The sequence below is a fragment of the Vibrio nereis NBRC 15637 genome, assembly GCF_001591105.1.
GTDB lineage: Bacteria > Pseudomonadota > Gammaproteobacteria > Enterobacterales > Vibrionaceae > Vibrio > Vibrio nereis.
Window position 1 is genome coordinate 139,430 of sequence record NZ_BCUD01000007.1, and the last position, 19,609, is coordinate 159,038.

A 19,609-nucleotide genomic window follows, 5' to 3' on the forward strand; every position below is an offset into this window, starting at 1 on the left:
GACAATGACGAACCAACAACTACACGAAAGAAGAGCCCAAGTAATTGCTCAAGGTATGGGCGCAATGTACCCACTATATGTTGAAAAAGCAGAGAATGCTTTGGTGTGGGATATTGAAGGTAACCGATACATCGACTTTGCTGCGGGTATCGCGGTAACCAATACCGGTCATTCAAACCCGCGCATTACCGAAGCGGTGAAAGCGCAATTGGATAACTTCTCTCATACTTGTGCGATGGTCACGCCGTACGCATCATTCGTTAAACTTGCGGAAAAGCTCACAAAGGTTGCTCCGGGAGAGTCTGAGAAAAAAGCCGTGTTCCTGACAACAGGCGCGGAAGCGGTAGAAAACGCGGTTAAGGTGGCACGTGCACACACTGGCCGTAGCGGCGTAATCGCATTTAAAGGTGGTTTCCACGGTCGCACTAATATGACCATGGGTTTAACAGGTAAAATCGCGCCGTATAAAACAGGTTTTGGCCCGTTCCCGAACGATATTTTCCATGTTCCGTATCCAAATGCGTATCACGGTGTAAGCATTGAACAAAGCCTACAAGCGCTTGAAGATCTTTTCGCGTGTGACATTGAAGCATCACGCGTTGCTGCGATCATTTTTGAGCCTGTACAAGGCGAAGGTGGTTTTTACCAAGCACCCGCTGAATTTGCTCAAGGTCTGCGTGACGTGTGTGACAAACACGGCATCATGCTGATTGCTGACGAGATTCAAACGGGCTTTGCGCGTACAGGTAAGATGTTCGCAACGGAATATCTTGGCATTGAACCAGACATGTTGACGATGGCGAAAGGTATTGCTGGTGGTTTCCCACTCTCAGCGGTTGTCGGTAAAGCTGACGTGATGGACTCTGCATTACCGGGCGGCTTGGGCGGTACATACGCCGGTTCGCCATTAGGTTGTGTTGCCGGTCTGGAAGTACTGAACATCATCGAAGAAGAAGATTTGTGCGCAAAAGCAATGGGTATTGGCGAAGTCGTGAATGCTCGAATGAGTGAGCTACAAAAGTCAGTGCCTGCAATTGGTGATATCCGTACCATCGGTGCCATGATGGCGATTGAATTCACTGATCCTGTATCTGGTCAGCCGCTCCAAGAAATGACCAAAGCCGTGATTGGCAAAGCACAAGAAAATGGCCTAATCCTGCTGTCTTGTGGTGTCAAAGCGAACGTCATTCGCCTGTTACCGCCGTTAACAATCGAAACGGAAGTGCTGAATGAAGGTTTAGATAAACTAGAGAAAGTGATACTCGAAGTGTCTAAATAGCCTTAGATAAAAGCAATGTTTATCTCTTCAGAGGGAATCCGCGTGGGGCGGGTTCCCTTTTTTATGTGAGATGGAGTGGCGAATTACCTTGGGATTAGATTCATTGGCTCTATGAGGTTGGCGACTAAGTAAACGCCTTTAGGGTGAAGTGTGTATTCCGTCGAAAAAAAAGCAGGTGTATAGAGATATCAGGTGAATTAGGTAGGCTATAAAACTACATTTAAATCAATAATCTATATCTTATTAATTACTCAATTGTAAATATTACTAGGGATTTAAATGAAACGTTCACTTCTTGGATTGACTATTCTTGCTTCGTTTAGCTGTGTGGCAAACGGCGCGTTGGATTTAGAAACATTAGAAAATAACAACACGGAGAATCTTGTTTGGGTTGGGCACTTAAGCCCAGATACAGATAGCGCCGCTTCTGTTCTGGTTGCTGCAAATATTTACGGTGGCACACCAGCGGTGGCGGAAGCAATCAATCCAGAAAGTAAATTCGTTTTCGATTACTGTGATATCGAAGCGCCAGCAGTTAAAACGGATTTCTCTTCGCATCAAATTGGTTTATTGGATTTTAACCAATCCACTCAATTGGCGAAGTCTGTTGACCCAAGCTCGATTGTTGCAATTATCGACCACCACTCTATGGGCAGTTCACCGATCAGCATGCCTCAGATTGTGAGTATGGACATTCGTGCGTGGGGCTCAACGGCAACTATCCTTGCTCATAATGCTGAAAAGTTAGGGGTGAAATTGCCGAAGTCAGTGGCTTGTGCGGGTTTAGGTGCAATCCTTTCGGATACGGTTGTGTTCCAATCTTCTACGACAACCGAATACGATGATGTATACGCCACCAAGCTAGCGAAAATTGCCGGTATTAAAGACATTGAAGACTTCGGCCAGCAGATGTTGGTAGCAAAATCAGACTTAAGCCACTTCTCAGCTGAGACTATTTTAACGATGGACTACAAAAACTTTGAGTTTGCCGGTAAAAAGGTTGGCATCGGTGTAGCAGAAACCTTGATGGCGCAGCAACTGATTGATCGTAAAGCCGACTTCCTAAAAGCGATGGAGTCGTACAAAGAAGATCAAGGTCTGGATTATTTGTTCTTCTCTATTACAGATACGAAAAACAAGCGCGCAAATATCCTTTGGGCAGACAAGCACGATCAAAAGGTGCTTGCGAACGCATTTGAGAAAGATATTAAAGGTGACATCTTAGTGTTAGATGGCGTGACATCACGTAAGCGTCAAATTGGTCCCGCGATTCAAAAAGCGATTGAAGCGCTTTAATGTGACCTGAATTCCATGGCTTAATTTTATGACGGGTTAAGCCATTTCAATCACTCTCCACATTTCCTATTCACAACCTCTACATAGACTGGTTATTTCTTGAAATAATTAGAGGGTGTCAGCTCAGCAGGCAAGATAATGGCGCTCTACTCACTTTATTAAGGCAATCTTAGCGCTAGAATGATCAGAACAGGTATGCCCTCTATTAAGCAAAGGATGCGGCTATGGTATGGATAATCACTAAATACCTTCTTACGGCAGGTATTGTAGTCCTCATTTCTGAAGTGGCAAAACGCAGTGATAAAGTTGGGGCTTTGATAGCAGCGTTACCAACGGTCACGATTCTGGCGCTGATTTGGATGTACTTAGAAGGGCAGGGGCAGCCTAAATTGGCGAACCATGCCTATTATACGTTTTGGTACGTTTTACCCACATTGCCTATGTTTCTTATCTTTCCCTACCTATTGAGTCGATACTCGTTCTGGCTTTCTTTAGCAATTTGCGCTGTTATTTCCATCGGCTGTTTTTTTGCTGTCGCCTTTGTGATGAAAGGGTTTGGCGTTAAGTTGATGTAAGTGGATTGGTGATAAGGGCCACATGGTGACCCTTTCGTGATCGTTTTAATTACTTCAGCGTGACTTTTTTCATCATACCCGCCTCGGCATGGCCTGGGATATTACAAGCAAATTCCACTTTGTTGTCGCCGTGAAAATGCCAAGTGAGTTGTTTGGCTTTTCCTGGATTCACAGTAACTGTGCTGCCTGAATCGTGGGCGTGACTCGACATTTTTTTCATCATCTCTCTATGAGCCAACTGCTCTTTCGCTGAACCAATCGAAAACTCGTGGTCAATTTTGCCAGTGTTCATCACCACAAACTGTACGACGTCGTTCGGTTCAATCGTCACTTTGTTTCTAAAGGTAATTTTCATGTCATCGCTCAGAATGACGTGAACAACTTTGTCTGGTTTGGCACCTTTTGCAGGCATACCAACATCAGACATACCTTCCATATTCATCATGTTGGAATGGTCCATTTTCTCATTCGTCATGTTGCTGTGATCGACCTGTCCATGATTCATTTCACTGTTGTGCATGTCGTTAGAATGCATGTCACCGTGGGGCATGTTTGACTCTGAATGATGAGTTTGCGCAAAAGCACCTGATGCAGCGACGGTCAATGTGATTGCTAACAATGTCTTTTTCATAATCTGTTATTCCTTTTTAATGAGAAATGCGCCCTTAATTAAACAATCTGCAAGGGCACTATGTTTAAAGCTTATTTGTGGTTAGTAACTTCATGCTGTTTCCAAAGTTTGAAGATAGCTGGCAATACCAGAAGGGTCAGCAATAATGCCGAAGCCATACCGCCAATCATTGGTGCGGCAATGCGCTGCATGACTTCAGAACCTGTACCTTCTCCATACATGATGGGAATCAAGCCGATAATGACCGTGAGTACCGTCATCATCACCGGGCGCACGCGCAAACCAGCACCCTCACGGATTGCGGCGGTCAAATCGGTTAATTGCAGGGTTTGTTGATTTTCTTCTGCTTCTAGCTTTTTGTGGTGCCACGCTTGGTTGAGGTACACGAGCATGATGACGCCAATTTCTACCGCAACCCCAGCTAGGGCGATAAAGCCCACACCCACGGCAATAGAGAAGTTGAAATGTAAGGCGTGCATCAACCAAAGTCCGCCCACCATCGCCAAAGGCAGTGTCAGCATAATGATCAACACTTCGCCAATGCGTCGGAAGCTGAAGTAGAGCAACAGCATAATAATGGCGATGGTGATAGGGACCACCACACTCAAGCGTTCTTTCGCCCGTTCCATGTACTCATACTGACCGGACCAAGCGAGAGAGTAGCCTGCTGGCAAATCTAACTGCTCTGCTACCGTCGATTGCGCCTCTAGTACGTATGAACCTAAATCACGCTCTGCGATGTCGACAAACACCCAGCCATTCGGGCGTGCATTTTCTGTCTTGATCATCGGTGGGCCATCTTCGTAACGGATGTTCGCAACATCGGCTAACGCAATACGGGCACCGTTAGGCGTCACTAACGGTAGGTTTTGCAGTTTGACCACTGAGTCACGGTAATCTTGCGGGTAACGAACGTTGATAGGGTAGCGTTCCAGCCCTTCAATGGTTTCACCCACATTCATGCCACCGACCGCAGTAGAAATGACTTGCTGAATTTCTTTAATGCTTAACCCGTAACGAGCGGCAGAGCGGCGCTTGATATCAATCGTAATGTAGCGGCCACCCGCAACGCGCTCTGCATAAACCGATGCAGTTCCTGCGATCCCATTAAGAATGGGCTCTAGTTCGGAGCCTATCTTTTCAATGACTTTGAGATCTGGCCCTGCGATTTTGATACCGATTGGCGTCTTGATCCCCGTTGCCAACATATCGATGCGCGTTTTGATGGGCATCACCCACGCGTTGGTTAAGCCTGGGAATTGAACCAGTTGATCAAACTCTTTTCGCAGTGATTCAGTTGTGACGCCGTCACGCCACATTTCTCGCGGCTTAAGTTGGATCACGGTTTCAATCATGGTCAGCGGTGCTGGGTCCGTCGCGGTTTCCGCACGGCCAATCTTGCCCCATACCGTTTCGACTTCTGGCACGGTTTTGATTAGCTTGTTGGTTTGTTGCAGAAGCTCACGCGCTTTACCAATAGAAATACCCGGGTAGGTGGTTGGCATGTACATCAAGTCGCCTTCGTCCAAGGGTGGGATGAACTCACTACCCAGCTTGCTGGTCGGGTAGTAGGCTGATGCCATTAATGCCAGCGCGATCGCTATCATGGTTTTAGGGTAGGTCAGGCTAACATTGAGCAAAGGCTTATACAGCGCAACCAAGCTACGGTTTACCGGATTCTTATGTTCTGGCAGTACATTTCCGCGAATAAAGTAGCCCATCAGCACAGGCACGAGTGTAATTGCTAGGCCAGCCGCTGCGGCCATCGCGTAGGTTTTGGTAAAGGCAAGTGGAGAGAACATCTTGCCTTCTTGCCCTTCTAGCGCGAACACAGGAACAAAGCTCAACGTGATAATAAGTAGCGAGAAAAACAGCGGAGCACCGACTTCTTCTGCTGCTTTACCTATCACTTGCCAGCGGTTTTTGTCTGTCAGAGGTGTGCGTTCAATATGCTTATGCACGTTTTCTATCATCACAATGGCACCATCCACCATGGCGCCGATGGCGATGGCTATACCACCAAGAGACATGATGTTGGCGTTAATACCTTGCCAGTGCATGACCACAAACGCAGCCAGAATACCGACAGGGAGACTCAAGGCAATAACGAGCGATGAGCGAATGTGGAACAAGAACAACGCGCATACAATTGCGACAACAATGAACTCTTCCGCGAGTTTCTTCCAAAGGTTTTCAACCGCGGCATTAATCAGAGTCGAGCGGTCGTAAGTGGCAACGATCTCAACACCGTCTGGCAGGCTGCGTTGCAGTTCACCAAGCTTGTTTTTCACGTTGCTAATCACTTCGCTCGCGTTCTCACCGAATCGCATCACAATGACGCCGCCTACCGCTTCGCCTTCGCCATTAAATTCTGAGATGCCACGTCGCATCTGAGGGCCAAGATTAATATCGGCAATATCACCCAACAGCAGTGGGGTGCCTTTTTCGGTCACTTTTAGCGGCAGTGACTGAATGTCTTCAATGCTGGTTAAGTAGCCTGTAGTTCGAACCATGTGCTCGGCTTCCGCGACTTCAATAACGGACGCGCCGGTTTCTTGGTTACCGTTTTTAATCGCCGCATTTACTTGCTGAAGCGTCAGGTTGTAAGCGCGCAGCTTGGCTGGATCAATTTGGACTTGATACTGCTTAACCATGCCGCCAACACTGGCCACCTCGGACACGCCATCGACTGTTTGTAACTCGTACTTTAAAAACCAGTCTTGCAGGCTGCGAAGTTCCGCTAAATCATGTTGTCCGGTTTTATCTTGCAATACGTAGCTATAGACCCAACCAACACCAGTGGCATCTGGCCCGAGTGTTGGTTTTGCGTCTGCGGGCAGTTTCGGCGCAACTTGGCTTAGGTATTCCAGAACACGCGAACGCGCCCAGTACATGTCGGTATCATCGTTGAAAATGATATAAACATAGGAATCTCCAAAGAAAGAATAACCACGTACGGTTTCAGCACCAGGAACCGCCAGCATTGCTGTGGTGAGCGGATAGGTGACTTGGTCTTCAACCACTTGGGGAGCTTGCCCCGGGTAGCTGGTTTTAATGATGACCTGCACGTCAGAAAGATCTGGGATCGCGTCCACAGGCGTATTTTTAACGCTGTATAAACCACCTAATACCAGTGCAAACGTTGCAATTAACACCATAAAGCGGTTGTTGATGGACCAACGAATAATCGCGTTAATCATAGTGCACCCTCATCCGCTTCAAGTTTCTTCAGCAGGTATTCAGTGCCTTGCTTTTCGATCAGAAAGCGTACTTTCATGCCCTCGCTATAAGGAGATAAGTTGACGTCTTCGCCAGCGGTAAAGTTCATTTCGCCTGAGTCCCAACCCCACTCAGAGACAGGAGAGTGCTGCAGTGTGATCATGCCAAAATCAGCCATCAACATGGTGATATTGCCCGTTGCCCAAACCTCTTTGGCGACTGTGCTTTCACTGGTTTTGTAATCGATGATTTCGTATTGACCGGATTCAGTTTTTTGCATTTCGAATTCAATCGATTGGCCTGTTTGCAAATTCTCCATTTCAACCTCTTGGGCGAGGTTAAAGTTCATGACCATACCTGGCCAGTTCCATTGAGGTACGGGCTGGTGGTTAATCGTCAGCATACGGTGGCCGGCCATTACGTCGGTGATTTCACCTTTGGCCCAAGCTGTTTCAATCACTGGCTGAGTACCATTGATTCGAGAAAGATCGGCTGTCTGGCTAGACTCGGAGTCGATCATGAAATGCGCGGAGGTGACAATTCGGTCGTCTTGAGATAACCCTTCTAATACTTCGATTCTTTCTGCGGCTTCTCGACCAACCTCAATACGTGCAGAGCGATATTTTCCATCGCCTTCCGCCAAAACAACGCGGGTCATGCCACCGGAGCGAATCACAGACAGCTTCGGAATGGTCAGTACCGTTTCATCAGTGACGGGTTGAAGTGCGATGTTGGCAAACATGTTTGGTTTAAGCTCGCCTTGTGGATTTAAGAACTTCAGCCTTACGCGCAGTGTTCGTGTCGCTGGGTCAAGGATAGGGTAGACGTAATCTACTTCACCTTGCCAAGTTTCACCGGGTAAAGCGTCTAACGTCATCTCGGCGCTGCTGCCCGTTTTTATCCATTGTGCTTGGCGCTCAAACACCTCAGCGTCTACCCAAACCTCGTCTAGTGGACCTGCACTTATTACGGCTTGCGCTGGTGATAGGTATCCCCCCTCACGAATGTTTAGGCTTGCAATAACACCATCCGCTGGCGCTTTTATATCGACGGTTTGCGAGGCTTTCCCTTTACGAACTATCGACTTTATCTGTGCTCGATCAACGCCGAGTGTTACTAAGCGTTCGGTGGCCCCTTTGATCAGGCCATTTCGTTTGGTTCGATATGCGTTAAGCAGTTCTTCTTGCGCCTTAACCAGCTCTGGAGAGTAGAGGGTAAAGAGCACTTCTCCCTTACTGACTTTTTCACCAACCGCATTGATATTGAGTTTTTCAACCCAACCAGAGGCACGCACATTGGTTTGCCACAGTTTGCTTTCGTCGAAGGCGATGTAGCCAACGGTTTCAATTCGTGGCGATAATCGTTCCTGCTTAACTTGTTCGGTTTTCACGCCAAGGTTGTTCTCAACCGCTGGGTCGATCTGAACCGTGCCTGCTTTATTGTCACTTGAGTTTAGGTCTTCTTCGTAAACTGGGATTAAATCCATGCCCATCGGGGACTTACCTGGTTGGTCGCGCTTGTAGTTTGGATCCATAGGAGCAACCCAGTACAAAGGCTCATTGCTCGACGTTGATGCCACGGTTGCGGCTTGATTTGGCCCGACTAGGAAGTGATTGGCGCTGAATCCCAGTGCACCGCCAACTAGCAGTGCAATAGAGGCGATTTTTAATGAACTCATGATTTCGCTACCTTATTCTTTTTCGATATTGGTCAGTTCTGGTGCTGCGACTTGGTATTCAAACCCATTGAGAAGTGCAGCTAAATTGCTGTTAATGATGTTTAGATCGGTCAGCAGACGTTGATGCTCTAGCTTTAACGCCAATTCATCGGTCGTGGCCAAAATGACATCATTAAACTGCGCGGTATTGTTTTGATAGCCTCGTTCAACGGCTTTAATACGGTCTGACGCCTGAGGAATTAAGGTAGATTGATAGCGGCTTAAGCGCTGTTTTAGTTTGTCTCGCTCCAAGGTAAGCGCATTCAATTTTGCATTAAGTTGTTTAAGCAATGTGTCTTTTTGAGCTTGAGATGCGCCAACCTGATATTGGGCGGAAGATAGGCTTCTGTCTTGACGGTTGCCGGTAAATAGTGGCACATCTAAGGTGAGATAAGCACTAACTAAATCAGACGCTGGCTCGCCTCGCATGTTATTGGCTTGGCGATAAGCGTACATCACTTCGACACCGAACTGCGGCGCGTAAGCCTGCTCTGCGATATCGACTTGGGTACGATTGACGGAGATATTGACGTCTGCCATTTTCACCATCGGGTGCTGGCTTAGCTTAGTGTAATAGTTCGTCTGGGCGTTGGTCGCAGAAAGTGCGTCTTCTAGCTTAGTCCAGTTAAGTGGACCGTTCGCATTTAGCGATGTTGCCGTGCTTAACCATTCATCGCCAAGCCATTCTGACATTTGGCCTGTGATGCGTTTCTGCATTTGTTGATTCGCAAGCAGTTTTTCATCCAATTTGCTGACTTGCAGTTGCGCATTTAAAAGATCCTGAGCTTCACTTTTACCAATTGAATAATTGGTTCGCACAAAACCTTCCATCTCTTTTAGTAAACGTCGTTTTTCTCGCAGGATTTGCTCGCTAGCTTGCTGGTAACCGAGCTCTAACCAAAGTGACGTGATGGCATTGGCAACTTCAAGTTCACGGGCATGAACTTGCAGTGCTAACCCATCGGCTTGCTGGTTGGCCATTCTTTGCTTGAGATCGAGCGTAGAGCCGCGTTCGAACTGTTGCATTAAACCGACAGAGATATTGGTCATCGGGTCTTCATCAAACTCAAAGCTGTCGACAGGTAATCCGGTCACACCAACTTTAATTTTAGGATCCATGAGGGTGGCGCTCGCTATTCCGGCTTCACGCTTGGAATAAGATTGAGCGTAAAATTGCTCTCGGCTTGAATCGTTTAATAATGCCGTATGAATAAGTTGCGACAACGTCGCTTGCGCTGAATCGTTGGCAGGTGTAGCACTTACTGATAGGGGAGCAAGCACTACCGCTGCGCTTACCGAAAGCGCGATAATAGTGGATTGAGTGTTCACGTTTTAATCCGTTTCTTAATGCCATTTAGGGCGGAAAACTTCTCCTCGGTGCAAAAGGGCACAGAGGTACCAAGTCAAAGAAAGCGGATTAGGCGATTGGGGGTCTTAAAAGCGATGTTTGACGCGAGACGAGTTTGTCTTCTATTTCAGGGAATATCAGAGCAAGCTGAACCTTGCGCTGCAATGCTTCATTTATGGGGGATGGAATCGTGACAACATTCGCACATGCCGCGCTGCAGCAACTACTGTTGATTCCGTGGTCGTCGGGGCATGCGGAGGTGGGAGCAGGGTGGTGATATTTGCTCTCGAACTCTTTTACAGTTGAATGATCTGCATGATGAGCAGAGGAATGTTTGACAGCGTCCGTGTTGCTGGCCGCCAGCATTTGAAAGGTCATTAATGGTGAACTGCTGGCAACGCTGGACATCAGGATGGCGAGCATACTGAATGTGATAATCCAAATTTTGCGTATTGGAGAGAAGTCCATGCAACATCCGCAGTAAAAATGACCTTACAAGAGTAAAGTCTACCCCTAGGGTAAGGTCAAGGCTTATAGAGTTGTTTGTGCGATGCTGTTCAACATCGCACGGGCCACTTGGGTTTATATGATCATGTTGGCAGCCAGAGGGTCTTCGTCAAAGTAGTGTTTGCAGAAGTGAGTAAATTCTTGTTTAGACACTGGTTTAGAAAAGTAGTAACCCTGAAATTCATCGACGCCGAGTTCAATTAAACTCTTGAGTTGCGTTACATCCTCCACGCCTTCCGCAACCACTTTAATGCCTAATTGATGGGAAAGATTGACGATAGCTGAAACAAAAAACGTCTGATTCTTCTCACAGTTAAGGTTTTGGATAAAAGATTTGTCTATTTTAAGTTTGTTAAACCGCAAATGATTTAAGTTGTACAGTGAAGACCAGCCTGTCCCAAAGTCGTCCAGTGCTAGGCGAACGCCAATCTTTTCTAATTCATTGATGATGTTGCTACTGCGCTCAACTTCATCAAGAGTCATCGTTTCTGTTATCTCCAGTACGATGGAGTCTAAATAGTTGGGGTTGCCGCCAAAAACTTCGGTTACCAAGGTGGGTAGCTCTTCATCAAATAATGAATCGGATAAATTGATGGCAATTTCAACTTGGTCATTAAACTCCGACCAATCCACAGCAAGCGCGTGATGAACCTCTTTCATGATCCATTTGCCCAGATCTTTAGCTAACCCCGACTCCTCGGCAATCGAGATAAGATATTCGGGGTTGATAAACCCATACAGTGGGTGTTGCCAACGGATCAGTGCTTCGCAGCCCATCTTATTGGTATGACGAGACACGATTGGCTGAAAAACCATAAACAGCTGCTTTTGTTCTTGAATGCTGATGAGCAGTTCTAGCTCTTCACTTAATTTATGCTTTTTCCTGTGCTCTATTTCGATCTCTTTACTAAAATAGACCACTTGTTCTGTATTGCTCTTTTTGGCAATGTTTAACGCAAAGTCAGCATTGTTTAGGACTAAGTTTGACTTCTTTAGTAGGTGTTCATTGCTGTCCCCTGACTCCTTATACGTTGCGATTCCCATAGAAATACTCATGCGGTCAGAACGATCCATCGCGTGCAAAGCAGAATTTAAGTCACTGAGTAGCTTTTTAACGAAAAATTCTAGATGGAAGTCTTCTTGGTTGATCAGAATGGCAAATTCATCGGCCCCGACACGCGCGCAAGAGAACGCAAATTTGTCTGCTTTTGCTTTGATATGCTGACTGATCTCTATCAGCACTTGGTCACCGTACTCGTAGCTAACAGTATCGTTAATCTCTTTGAAGTGACTGATATCAAGCAATACGATGGCATACTTTTGATCTTTCTCACTCAGTTCTTTTAACTCGTTTAGCAGAAAGTTACGGTTTTTTAGCTTTGTTAGTGGGTCGTGCCAAGCAATGTAAGTTTGCTTTTGTGAATCTTTATATAACCGATATGAGAGCAAGCTTAGAACGAGCAGAATGAGGAACATATCCGTAAGTACCGTCTTTCTGCTTTCTGCAATCACCTCGCGTTCTTTTACCGATGCCTCTCCCGTAAAATTTGTCACCATCAAACCGCGTAATTGGGGGGTTAATGCTTCTAGTTCAGCAGAAAAGGCAGCTAAACGCGCTCTGTCACCAATCACGACGGCGTGCTCATATTTCTTTACAAGGTGAAAGGCTTCTGTGACTACCTCGCCAGATTTGTGTTCTACACGGATTGAGGCCGTTTCGTCACTGGATAAAAAAGTGCTGTAGCGGCTCCAAAGGATGTCATATTTGAGGTTGAGTTCTGTTTTAGATGCATTTTCGTCCAGAACGTATTTATCCACTTCTTTGTGTAATAAGAGTGTTTCAAACTCTAATTGCGCAAGCGCCCAAGCAGAAAGCTGAGTGTGCTTTGTGAGCATGTTATATGTGTCGTTGAACTTAACTAACGTCCAGATAGAGAACGAGAAAAGTGCAAAGACCATCGTGATAAATAAAGCAATGTTGCGATTCATAGAATCTAGCACACTCCACTGTTAGAGATATCGACGTTATTGGACGATTTCAACGCTACGAACTTGCCACACCATTCGGCTGTGAAGCACTTCGTTGTTCATTTCATCAAATTGACTTAAAGGATAAATAACCCAAACAGGCCCTTTGTCACGGATACTCATTACATCTCCATTTTTTTTCACGGCGAAGATTGGGTTGTATTGCTCAATATCACTATACGGTATGGTAGACCAATAATCATTTAAGGCGGTCACTTTTAGACTTGCTTTGTCGGTAGCCGTTATTTTGAGAATTTCTTTGGCCGATACACCCATAAACGTTGTTTTATCTTCGGTCCAAGGCGTATCAGTTACGATCTCTTTGTCGGCATGAGTGAGCAGTTGTTCAAGGCTGAACTTTGCTTCTTCGCCGTGGTGATTAATCGTTAAAATGGTATCTGTGCTTGCATGACTAAAGAAAGCGCTAAAGCACAATAGGGCAGTGGCTGCTAGGCGAAGATAAAGGCTTTTTAACATGGAGACTCCTTATATGGTTGTTATTGATAATGAGAGGTTTGTTCCAAAATATAACTTCGGATGTACATATAAAGATAATTAACGAAAGACGCAACTAAGTGTTTGGTCGCTTTTTTAGTCATTGATATGCCATCTAATCTATTGATATATAAAGACATAATTTTATTTTGCAAATTGCGAAGTTAATCGCACAGGTTTAATGCGTCAGACCTAAGTGTATGAAATATAAATTAATGTCATTGCTATTTTGAAACTGGACTCAAAGTTCCAATGTCGTTTTTTTTAGATCAAAAAATTCGGTAATGTGATATATATCAACCACTTTAAAGGGATATCAGGTTAATGAGGGTTTACTGCGCACTTAAGCTCTCTGACGCTCGTGGTACCAGCGTGCGATGAAGACCAATGCAATTCCACCTAAAATAACACTACTGGTGGCAATGTGATGAAGCGATAGCTCTTCTCCCAGCATGATGAAACCGATGATGAGCGTGATGACAGGGACAGATAATTGACTGATGGATGCTTGAAGCAAAGTGAGTTGCTGAATAACCCGATACCACAAAACGTAACCCATCGCTGAAGCAATGCTACCCGACAGAACAGCGAGCACGATGCCTTGTGTGGACAGCGTGGAATGATTAAAGAGCCAAGGTGTAAAGAGTAGTGCAATACAAGAAGCAATAATAAAGCCTCTTGTTATGCCTAAAATGGGGGACTTAATGGTTTTACCCAAAGCGGTAAACAGTGCCCATGAAATGCCTGAAAATAGCATGAGTAAGGCTGATACTAGGTCTGGTCGTGTCGCTGATGGCAGCATGAGCCATACAAAGCCACCCAGTGAGCAAAGTATGCCTATGACCTCTAATGCTTTAAAACGCTGCCCCTGCCACCAATGCAGCCCTAAGAGGGTGAGTTGAACCGCACCAAATAGCAATAATGCGCCAGTGCCTGCGGCTAAATTGATATACGCGAATGAAAACAAGATGGCATAACCAAATAGTGCTCCTCCAGCAAGTAAGCTAAACGCCCAACCTAAGGATTCTGTGTTAGAGCCTCGTTGTCTAAAAAGCAAAATAGCAGCCAAGACAATGGCACCCGAAATCAAGCGAATCAGTGTAAAGCTACCCGCATCTATCGTTCCCTCTGCTAACGCAAGCCGACATAAGATGGAGTTGGCCGCAAAGGCTAGCATGGCAATAGATGTAAGTATAAAAGTCGACATTGAAATCCTTTCCTTCAACACAGGTTGGTTAATGTTGGCACTAATCACTGTGGAGCTGTGCATCTACACCTAGACCGAGAAGTTTCTATTTTTATTCAATCTACATGATTACTTTAGCTATTTATGGTTATTAGGCTAATTAGTTGTATTGTTGCGGTGTTGGGAATTGATGAAAATTTTGGCGATGTATTCACAATACAGCCTTGGTTTAGTATGGAAAAACTTAGGTGTGTCTCTAGGCCAGACACACCTGATTGGAGCTTTGTTTTACGTTATATGGTTAAACTTGTCGTTCTTTAAAGCGCTCTTTTATTTCTAAAATATAGGGCAACTGTTGGATGAATACAGGCACAAGGTTAGGATCAAAATGTTTGCCAGCTTGCTCTTCTATAAATGCGACTGCGTCTTCAACTGGCCACGCCTTTTTATATGGGCGCTCACTGGTTAAGGCATCAAACACATCAGCTATGGCGGCCAAGCGACCTTCGATCGGGATAGACTCACCCGCAATCCCTTGCGGATAGCCTGTGCCATCCCATTTTTCATGATGGGTCGATGCAATGCTCTGTGCGAGTGAAATCAGCGTAGAGCGAGGAGACTCTAAAATACTAACGCCCACTTCTACGTGTTTTTTCATACGTTCGAACTCTTGTTCGTCCAGTTTCCCTGGTTTGAGCAAGATTTTGTCAGGGATGGCAATTTTGCCTATGTCGTGCATGGTCGCGGCCATGCGTAGCTCGTCGGCGATTTCTTCGTCCATGCCTATCGCAGTCGCTAAGATTTTCACGTAATGGCTCATCCGCTGTACGTGCATGCCAGTTTCATTATCTTTATATTCGGCTGCTCGGCCTAAGCGCTGGATAAGGTCTACCTGTGTTTCACGCAGGGCGTCGATTTTGACCATCGAAAGATGCGTTTTAACGCGTGCCCGCACAATAGCAGGAACGATAGGTTTGATGATGTAATCGACACCACCTATATCAAAGCCTTTTTCTTCGTCAATGGAATCACGCAATGCCGTAACAAAAATAACAGGGATAGCCGCCGTATCCGGGTTGGCTTTGAGTCGTTCGCACACATCAAATCCTGTCATGCCAGGCATCATGATATCGAGGAGTACTAGGTCGAACCCATCATTTTCCATTAGCTTTAGGGCGTCTTGCCCCGAGCGCGCAAAGGATAGCCGATAATGGTCTTGAAGCACTTGCTTCATTACCTTTAGGTTCGCGGGCTCATCATCGACGATGAGAATTCGTGGCTGAGGCTTAGTAAACACGGCAGTATGTTTCCTTCCTATTTTTCTAACGTATCTAGCGCTGTTTCCAATTGGGTAGCAGCGATATGAAAGTCGAACTCGTCAATAGCGCTCATGGCATTGATAATGAATTTTTGTATCGTTTTAGGTGCCGCATTATGAACGCTTTCGGCAATATCTTCACGCAGTTCTCCCATTTGTGTGGCTTGCAACCACTCGGTCAGCAAGGCTCGTAGCTGGCCTGGCTCTATGGAGGCATGGGGTTGCGGCGTTGGGCTATTAATGTTTTGTTGAACGAGAACCTCTACCTCAGTTACCAGACTAGGCCAATGCTGGGTAATATCTTCAAGCGCGTGTTGCGCGGCGTTAGTGCAATGCTTATCGGCCGCGTGTTCTAGCTGGCTAAACATTTGATGCAGTGGTAGCAAGGCAAAGTTACCAGACAGACCTTTCATTGCATGCGCTCGACTGGCGAGCTCGTCCCAATGATGACCTTGAAGGTACATTCTCAGGCTGTCTATCAGGTCGGCCTGTTTGTTTACCATACTATGAAGTTCGCTGATGTATAGGGATTCACTGCCCCAAAGTTTGAGCCCTTTCTTGATGTCGAGTAGCTCCAAGCGTGTTGGTTTAGTTTCGCTTTCATAGCTGTGTTCGTGATGGATGCTTTGTAAATCATGCAAGTCCATTACCCTCGCGATTTCTTGGGTTAATTGCGGAAGATCAACGGGCTTATTGGCGAAACCGTTCATGCCTGCATGGTGAGCTTGCAGCCTGTCTTCGGTTAAAACGCTTGCCGTGAGCGCAATAATCGGCACATTTGTTTGATCGTGTTCCTGCTCCCACGTTCGAATCTCTCGGCTAGCTTGTAAGCCATCCAACCTTGGCATTTGTAAATCCATCAAGATCAGTTGTGGTCTTTCTTCTTTGTACTTGATAACGGCCTCTATGCCGTCTTGAGCTGTGATCACGCTGTGCCCATCTCGCTCCAACAAAATCTTTATCAGCCTGATGTTTTGCTCTATATCATCACAAACCAAAATACGCAGAGGAGGGAGGACAAGTTTGGCTGAATTGGAATGAGCGATATCCAAAGTACTTTCTGGCAGTGGTAAGTCGAAACTAAACTGACTGCCTTTGCCTATTTCGCTGCAAGCTCTGATCTCCCCGCCCATGAGGTGAACCAATTGACGCGAGATTGTGGTACCTAATCCGGTCCCGCCAAATCGGCGACTCATGGATGCATCGGCTTGAGTAAATGCATCGAAGATCGCGCTTAACCGTTCTGGTGCGATCCCGATGCCAGTATCGGTGACACTGAATCGAATATAGTTAGGTTGATCATGGATAGGGGAAATGGCTAGCGTAACACTGCCTGATTCAGTGAATTTAATGCCGTTACCGACCAAATTCATCAGAACTTGTCTGATACGGTCTTCAGCACCGTAAATGACATGTGGTAATTCATCAGAAAGTGAAAGCTCTAACTCAATACCTTTGCTTTTGGCATTAAGCCAAAGTGTTGAAATGACGGTATCGACACACGCCGCAAGGTTGAACGGGGCCTGTTCAATTTCAAGTTTGTTTTTATCAAGCTTAGCGCTATCTAGAATGTCATTCAGTAGGTGCAACAATGAGCGTGAGGACTTATCGATCGTTTGTAGGTGTCGTCTGTTCTCTCCGCTAATCGATGAGTCGAGCAGAATGTCAGTGAACCCGATGATGGCGTTCATCGGAGTGCGTATTTCGTGACTCATATTGGCTAGGAAAGAAGCTTTGCTTTCTGCCGCTTCTTCCGCAAGACGTTTCGCGTTAAGCAGCTCTTCTTCCATTTGCTTGCGCGTGGAAATATTGATCATTACACCATCGATCCAGAGAACGTTACCGTTGGAATCTTTGACCACTAGGCCATTTTCTAACACCCAAACAGGGTCACCAGATTTATGTTTCAATCGGTATTCGACCGCATAAGTATTCGTGTCATTGTCGAGTGATTCGATAATTTGGCAGACGTTGTGGTAATCATCTGGATAGACGAGATCGGCAAATGAACGCTGCTCTGCAAAAAAACGCGCGGATGAATAACCCGAAATGTCTAAGATACCGTCGCTGAGAAATATCGGCGTCCAGTTCTTATCAAATTGACGACGGAAAGACGCCCCCGGGATATTTTGCATCAATGAGCTGAGACGCTCTTCACTCTCACGTAGTTTTTCTTCCATCGCTTTACGTTCAGAAATGTCGGCAACAAAGCCCACAAATAGAGTTTCACCCCCTTCGAGGTCAACGCGGCCAACGCCTAATCTTACCGGGATTAGGTGTCCAAGCTTGTGCTGAGCGTATACCTCTCTTGATGACTCGAGTACGGTTTCTTTCCCTGTTGCGAAGTAACGGGCTAAGTAGGAATCGTGGGCGTCTCGGTGAGGGTTGGGCATTAGCGTCGATACATTTTGTCCGACGATTTCTGCTTCTTCCCAGCCAAAAATAGAACTCGCCGCGCTGTTGATGCCTTGAATGATACCTTGGGCATCAATAGTAATGACGCCGTCTTTTGCGGTATCGAGTATGGCTTGCAGACGGGTTTCACTGGCCGTTTTTTCAGACAGCAGTTGGCGATAGCGCAGCTGCGAGCTAACGTTGACGGCGAGTGTAGAGATAAGTAACGTCGCGATGGCGACACCAATGGCAAGGAATGCAGGATCTTGTGCATGAGGGTGCGCAGTGTGGCCACTCAAAACAATGAAGCGGGCTGCTTCCATTCCCGTGTAATGCATTCCAGAAATGGCTCCCCCCATGATTAAGGCGCTGATCAATTTGACGTGGAATGAGCGCAACTTTGGGAAGTGGTAGCGCAGTAAACGCCGCGCCGATAGCGCGATAAAGGCCAATACGACAGCGACCACAATCGATAGTGCAAACCAATACGGGTCGTAACGTAAAATGACGTCCATGATCATCGCTTCCATACCCAAATAGTGCATAGCACCAATGCCAGAACCGACGATGACGCCATTTCTAAGTGTCAGCTTTAGGGAGTCGTGTTTGTTGATCAGAGACTTTAGAACAATGTAACTAGAGATTGTCGCAGGCAGCAAAGATATTGTGGTGAGCAGTGGGTCATAGCTCATCTCATGCGGCATTTTAAACGCCAGCATACCGACAAAATGCATGCTCCATATACCACCAGCCATGATCAACGAACCTGAAACCAGTGCGAGTTGCTGGTGAGGCTTACTGATTATATGCCTGGCCGCAGCAGCCAAACGGAGTGCGAAGAATGAAGCCATTGAAGCAAGAAAAATGGACAGCACAACTAACCACGGGACATATGTTCCAGTCAGAGTATGAGCGTTTTCTACATTAGTGATAAAAAACTGGTCAAGCATTATAAAGGCCTATAAAAAGTAATGGCTTGGCGATCATGGGTATGGCGTAACAAACTACTATTGCGATCAATAAATGTGTAGTAATTTGTGGCACAAATAATAAGTTGTTGTCGATTTACTCGGACAAATGGATGGTTGGTGCGTGTTCTGAGTGAATGCGTTGTTGTTACCCTATTATAGGTACAAATATGGAAATTGAGTTTAAGCCAGTCAAAGAGAGCGAATACGATTCTCTGTTTCAGGTCGTAAAGGAAGGTTTGTACCACCATATTGATGCGGTGTTTGGCTGGGACGATGAATTTCAACATTCGCGGTTAAGAAATAGTTATCAAGCCGATTGGTTCTACTGGGTGTATTGCCAAGGGAAGAAAGTCGGGATGCTATGTTACAAGCCCTACGACAACGCGATGCATGTTCACCTTCTGGTGATCTTTCCTACAATGAGAGGGAAAAGCTACGGGAGCAGAATTATGGAGAAGATAAAAGTGGATGCGATTTGCGAACAACGCGAAAAAATAACGCTGTCTAGTTTTATTGTTAATCAGCAGGCTGTGAGATTTTACCAAATGTTGGGCTATCAAATAACGGATCGCGAAGAAGATTTCTATACATTCGCTTTGCAACTTTAGATAGGCTCTATAACAAGATAACCGCCGAATAAGGCGG

At 46.0% G+C, this 19,609-nt stretch carries 14 protein-coding genes; 4 read left to right on the top strand and 10 right to left on the bottom strand.

Annotated features, from left to right (window positions below; genetic code table 11):
- Positions 1-4: 4 nt before the first annotated feature.
- The 3 genes from gabT (at position 5) to VNE01S_RS09800 (ending at position 3,150) form a co-directional block, all read left to right on the top strand.
- Positions 5-1,279 (top strand): 4-aminobutyrate--2-oxoglutarate transaminase, encoded by a 1,275-nt coding sequence (gabT, locus tag VNE01S_RS09790; protein ID WP_053394982.1) that lies wholly within the window; start codon positions 5-7, stop codon positions 1,277-1,279.
- Positions 1,280-1,558: 279 nt separating this feature from the next.
- Positions 1,559-2,575 (top strand): manganese-dependent inorganic pyrophosphatase, encoded by a 1,017-nt coding sequence (locus tag VNE01S_RS09795; protein ID WP_053394981.1) that lies wholly within the window; start codon positions 1,559-1,561, stop codon positions 2,573-2,575.
- A gap of 224 nt (positions 2,576-2,799) precedes the next feature.
- Positions 2,800-3,150: a DUF3147 family protein gene (locus tag VNE01S_RS09800; RefSeq protein WP_053394980.1), complete on the top strand. Its 351-nt coding sequence runs from the start codon at positions 2,800-2,802 to the stop codon at positions 3,148-3,150.
- A gap of 49 nt (positions 3,151-3,199) precedes the next feature.
- Here the strand turns inward: VNE01S_RS09800 and copI are convergent, their stop codons facing one another.
- The 10 genes from copI to VNE01S_RS09850 form a co-directional block, all read right to left on the bottom strand.
- A complete protein-coding gene (gene copI / locus VNE01S_RS09805) occupies positions 3,200-3,781 on the bottom strand; it encodes a copper-resistant cuproprotein CopI (RefSeq protein ID WP_053394979.1) in 582 nt (193 codons plus the stop codon).
- 71 nt (positions 3,782-3,852) lie between these two features.
- Positions 3,853-6,981, bottom strand: coding sequence for an efflux RND transporter permease subunit (locus tag VNE01S_RS09810; protein ID WP_053394978.1), 3,129 nt, complete (start codon positions 6,979-6,981; stop codon positions 3,853-3,855).
- Positions 6,978-8,678, bottom strand: coding sequence for an efflux RND transporter periplasmic adaptor subunit (locus VNE01S_RS09815; protein ID WP_053394977.1), 1,701 nt, complete (start codon positions 8,676-8,678; stop codon positions 6,978-6,980). Before VNE01S_RS09815 ends, VNE01S_RS09810 begins: the two co-directional genes overlap by 4 nt.
- Positions 8,679-8,690: 12 nt before the next feature.
- On the bottom strand, positions 8,691-9,998 hold the full coding sequence (locus VNE01S_RS09820) for a TolC family protein (RefSeq protein WP_245649883.1): 1,308 nt from the start codon (positions 9,996-9,998) through the stop codon (positions 8,691-8,693).
- A 136-nt stretch (positions 9,999-10,134) separates the two neighbouring features.
- Positions 10,135-10,533, bottom strand: a complete 399-nt coding sequence (locus VNE01S_RS09825) for a hypothetical protein (RefSeq protein ID WP_061781638.1) — start codon at positions 10,531-10,533, stop codon at positions 10,135-10,137.
- A gap of 114 nt (positions 10,534-10,647) precedes the next feature.
- Positions 10,648-12,561: a putative bifunctional diguanylate cyclase/phosphodiesterase gene (locus VNE01S_RS09830; protein WP_053394975.1), complete on the bottom strand. Its 1,914-nt coding sequence runs from the start codon at positions 12,559-12,561 to the stop codon at positions 10,648-10,650.
- Between the two features lie 36 nt (positions 12,562-12,597).
- The gene (locus VNE01S_RS09835; protein WP_053394974.1) at positions 12,598-13,077 is read right to left on the bottom strand and encodes a putative pterin-binding protein; all 480 of its coding nucleotides are present in this window, start codon (positions 13,075-13,077) and stop codon (positions 12,598-12,600) included.
- Between the two features lie 361 nt (positions 13,078-13,438).
- A complete protein-coding gene (locus VNE01S_RS09840; RefSeq protein ID WP_053394973.1) occupies positions 13,439-14,302 on the bottom strand; it encodes a DMT family transporter in 864 nt (287 codons plus the stop codon).
- A 280-nt stretch (positions 14,303-14,582) separates the two neighbouring features.
- A complete protein-coding gene (locus VNE01S_RS09845) occupies positions 14,583-15,578 on the bottom strand; it encodes an HD-GYP domain-containing protein (RefSeq protein WP_053394972.1) in 996 nt (331 codons plus the stop codon).
- Positions 15,579-15,595: 17 nt separating this feature from the next.
- The gene (locus tag VNE01S_RS09850) at positions 15,596-18,943 is read right to left on the bottom strand and encodes a PAS domain S-box protein (RefSeq protein ID WP_053394971.1); all 3,348 of its coding nucleotides are present in this window, start codon (positions 18,941-18,943) and stop codon (positions 15,596-15,598) included.
- Positions 18,944-19,131: 188 nt separating this feature from the next.
- On the opposite strand from VNE01S_RS09850, the gene VNE01S_RS09855 reads away from it, so the two are divergent.
- Entirely contained in the window at positions 19,132-19,572 is a 441-nt protein-coding gene (locus tag VNE01S_RS09855; protein ID WP_053394970.1) for a GNAT family N-acetyltransferase, read from the top strand.
- Positions 19,573-19,609: the final 37 nt, after the last annotated feature.

Bases quoted from the DNA above. Each gene is read 5' to 3' on its own strand.
- gabT (WP_053394982.1), top strand. From the start codon at position 5: ATGACGAACCAACAACTACACGAAAGAAGAGCCCAAGTAATTGCTCAA.
- copI (WP_053394979.1), bottom strand. From the start codon at position 3,781: ATGAAAAAGACATTGTTAGCAATCACATTGACCGTCGCTGCATCAGGT.
- VNE01S_RS09810 (WP_053394978.1), bottom strand. From the start codon at position 6,981: ATGATTAACGCGATTATTCGTTGGTCCATCAACAACCGCTTTATGGTG.
- VNE01S_RS09825 (WP_061781638.1), bottom strand. From the start codon at position 10,533: ATGGACTTCTCTCCAATACGCAAAATTTGGATTATCACATTCAGTATG.
- VNE01S_RS09830 (WP_053394975.1), bottom strand. From the start codon at position 12,561: ATGAATCGCAACATTGCTTTATTTATCACGATGGTCTTTGCACTTTTC.
- VNE01S_RS09840 (WP_053394973.1), bottom strand. From the start codon at position 14,302: ATGTCGACTTTTATACTTACATCTATTGCCATGCTAGCCTTTGCGGCC.
- VNE01S_RS09835 (WP_053394974.1), bottom strand. From the start codon at position 13,077: ATGTTAAAAAGCCTTTATCTTCGCCTAGCAGCCACTGCCCTATTGTGC.
- VNE01S_RS09850 (WP_053394971.1), bottom strand. From the start codon at position 18,943: ATGCTTGACCAGTTTTTTATCACTAATGTAGAAAACGCTCATACTCTG.
- VNE01S_RS09800 (WP_053394980.1), top strand. From the start codon at position 2,800: ATGGTATGGATAATCACTAAATACCTTCTTACGGCAGGTATTGTAGTC.
- VNE01S_RS09815 (WP_053394977.1), bottom strand. From the start codon at position 8,678: ATGAGTTCATTAAAAATCGCCTCTATTGCACTGCTAGTTGGCGGTGCA.
- VNE01S_RS09855 (WP_053394970.1), top strand. From the start codon at position 19,132: ATGGAAATTGAGTTTAAGCCAGTCAAAGAGAGCGAATACGATTCTCTG.
- VNE01S_RS09795 (WP_053394981.1), top strand. From the start codon at position 1,559: ATGAAACGTTCACTTCTTGGATTGACTATTCTTGCTTCGTTTAGCTGT.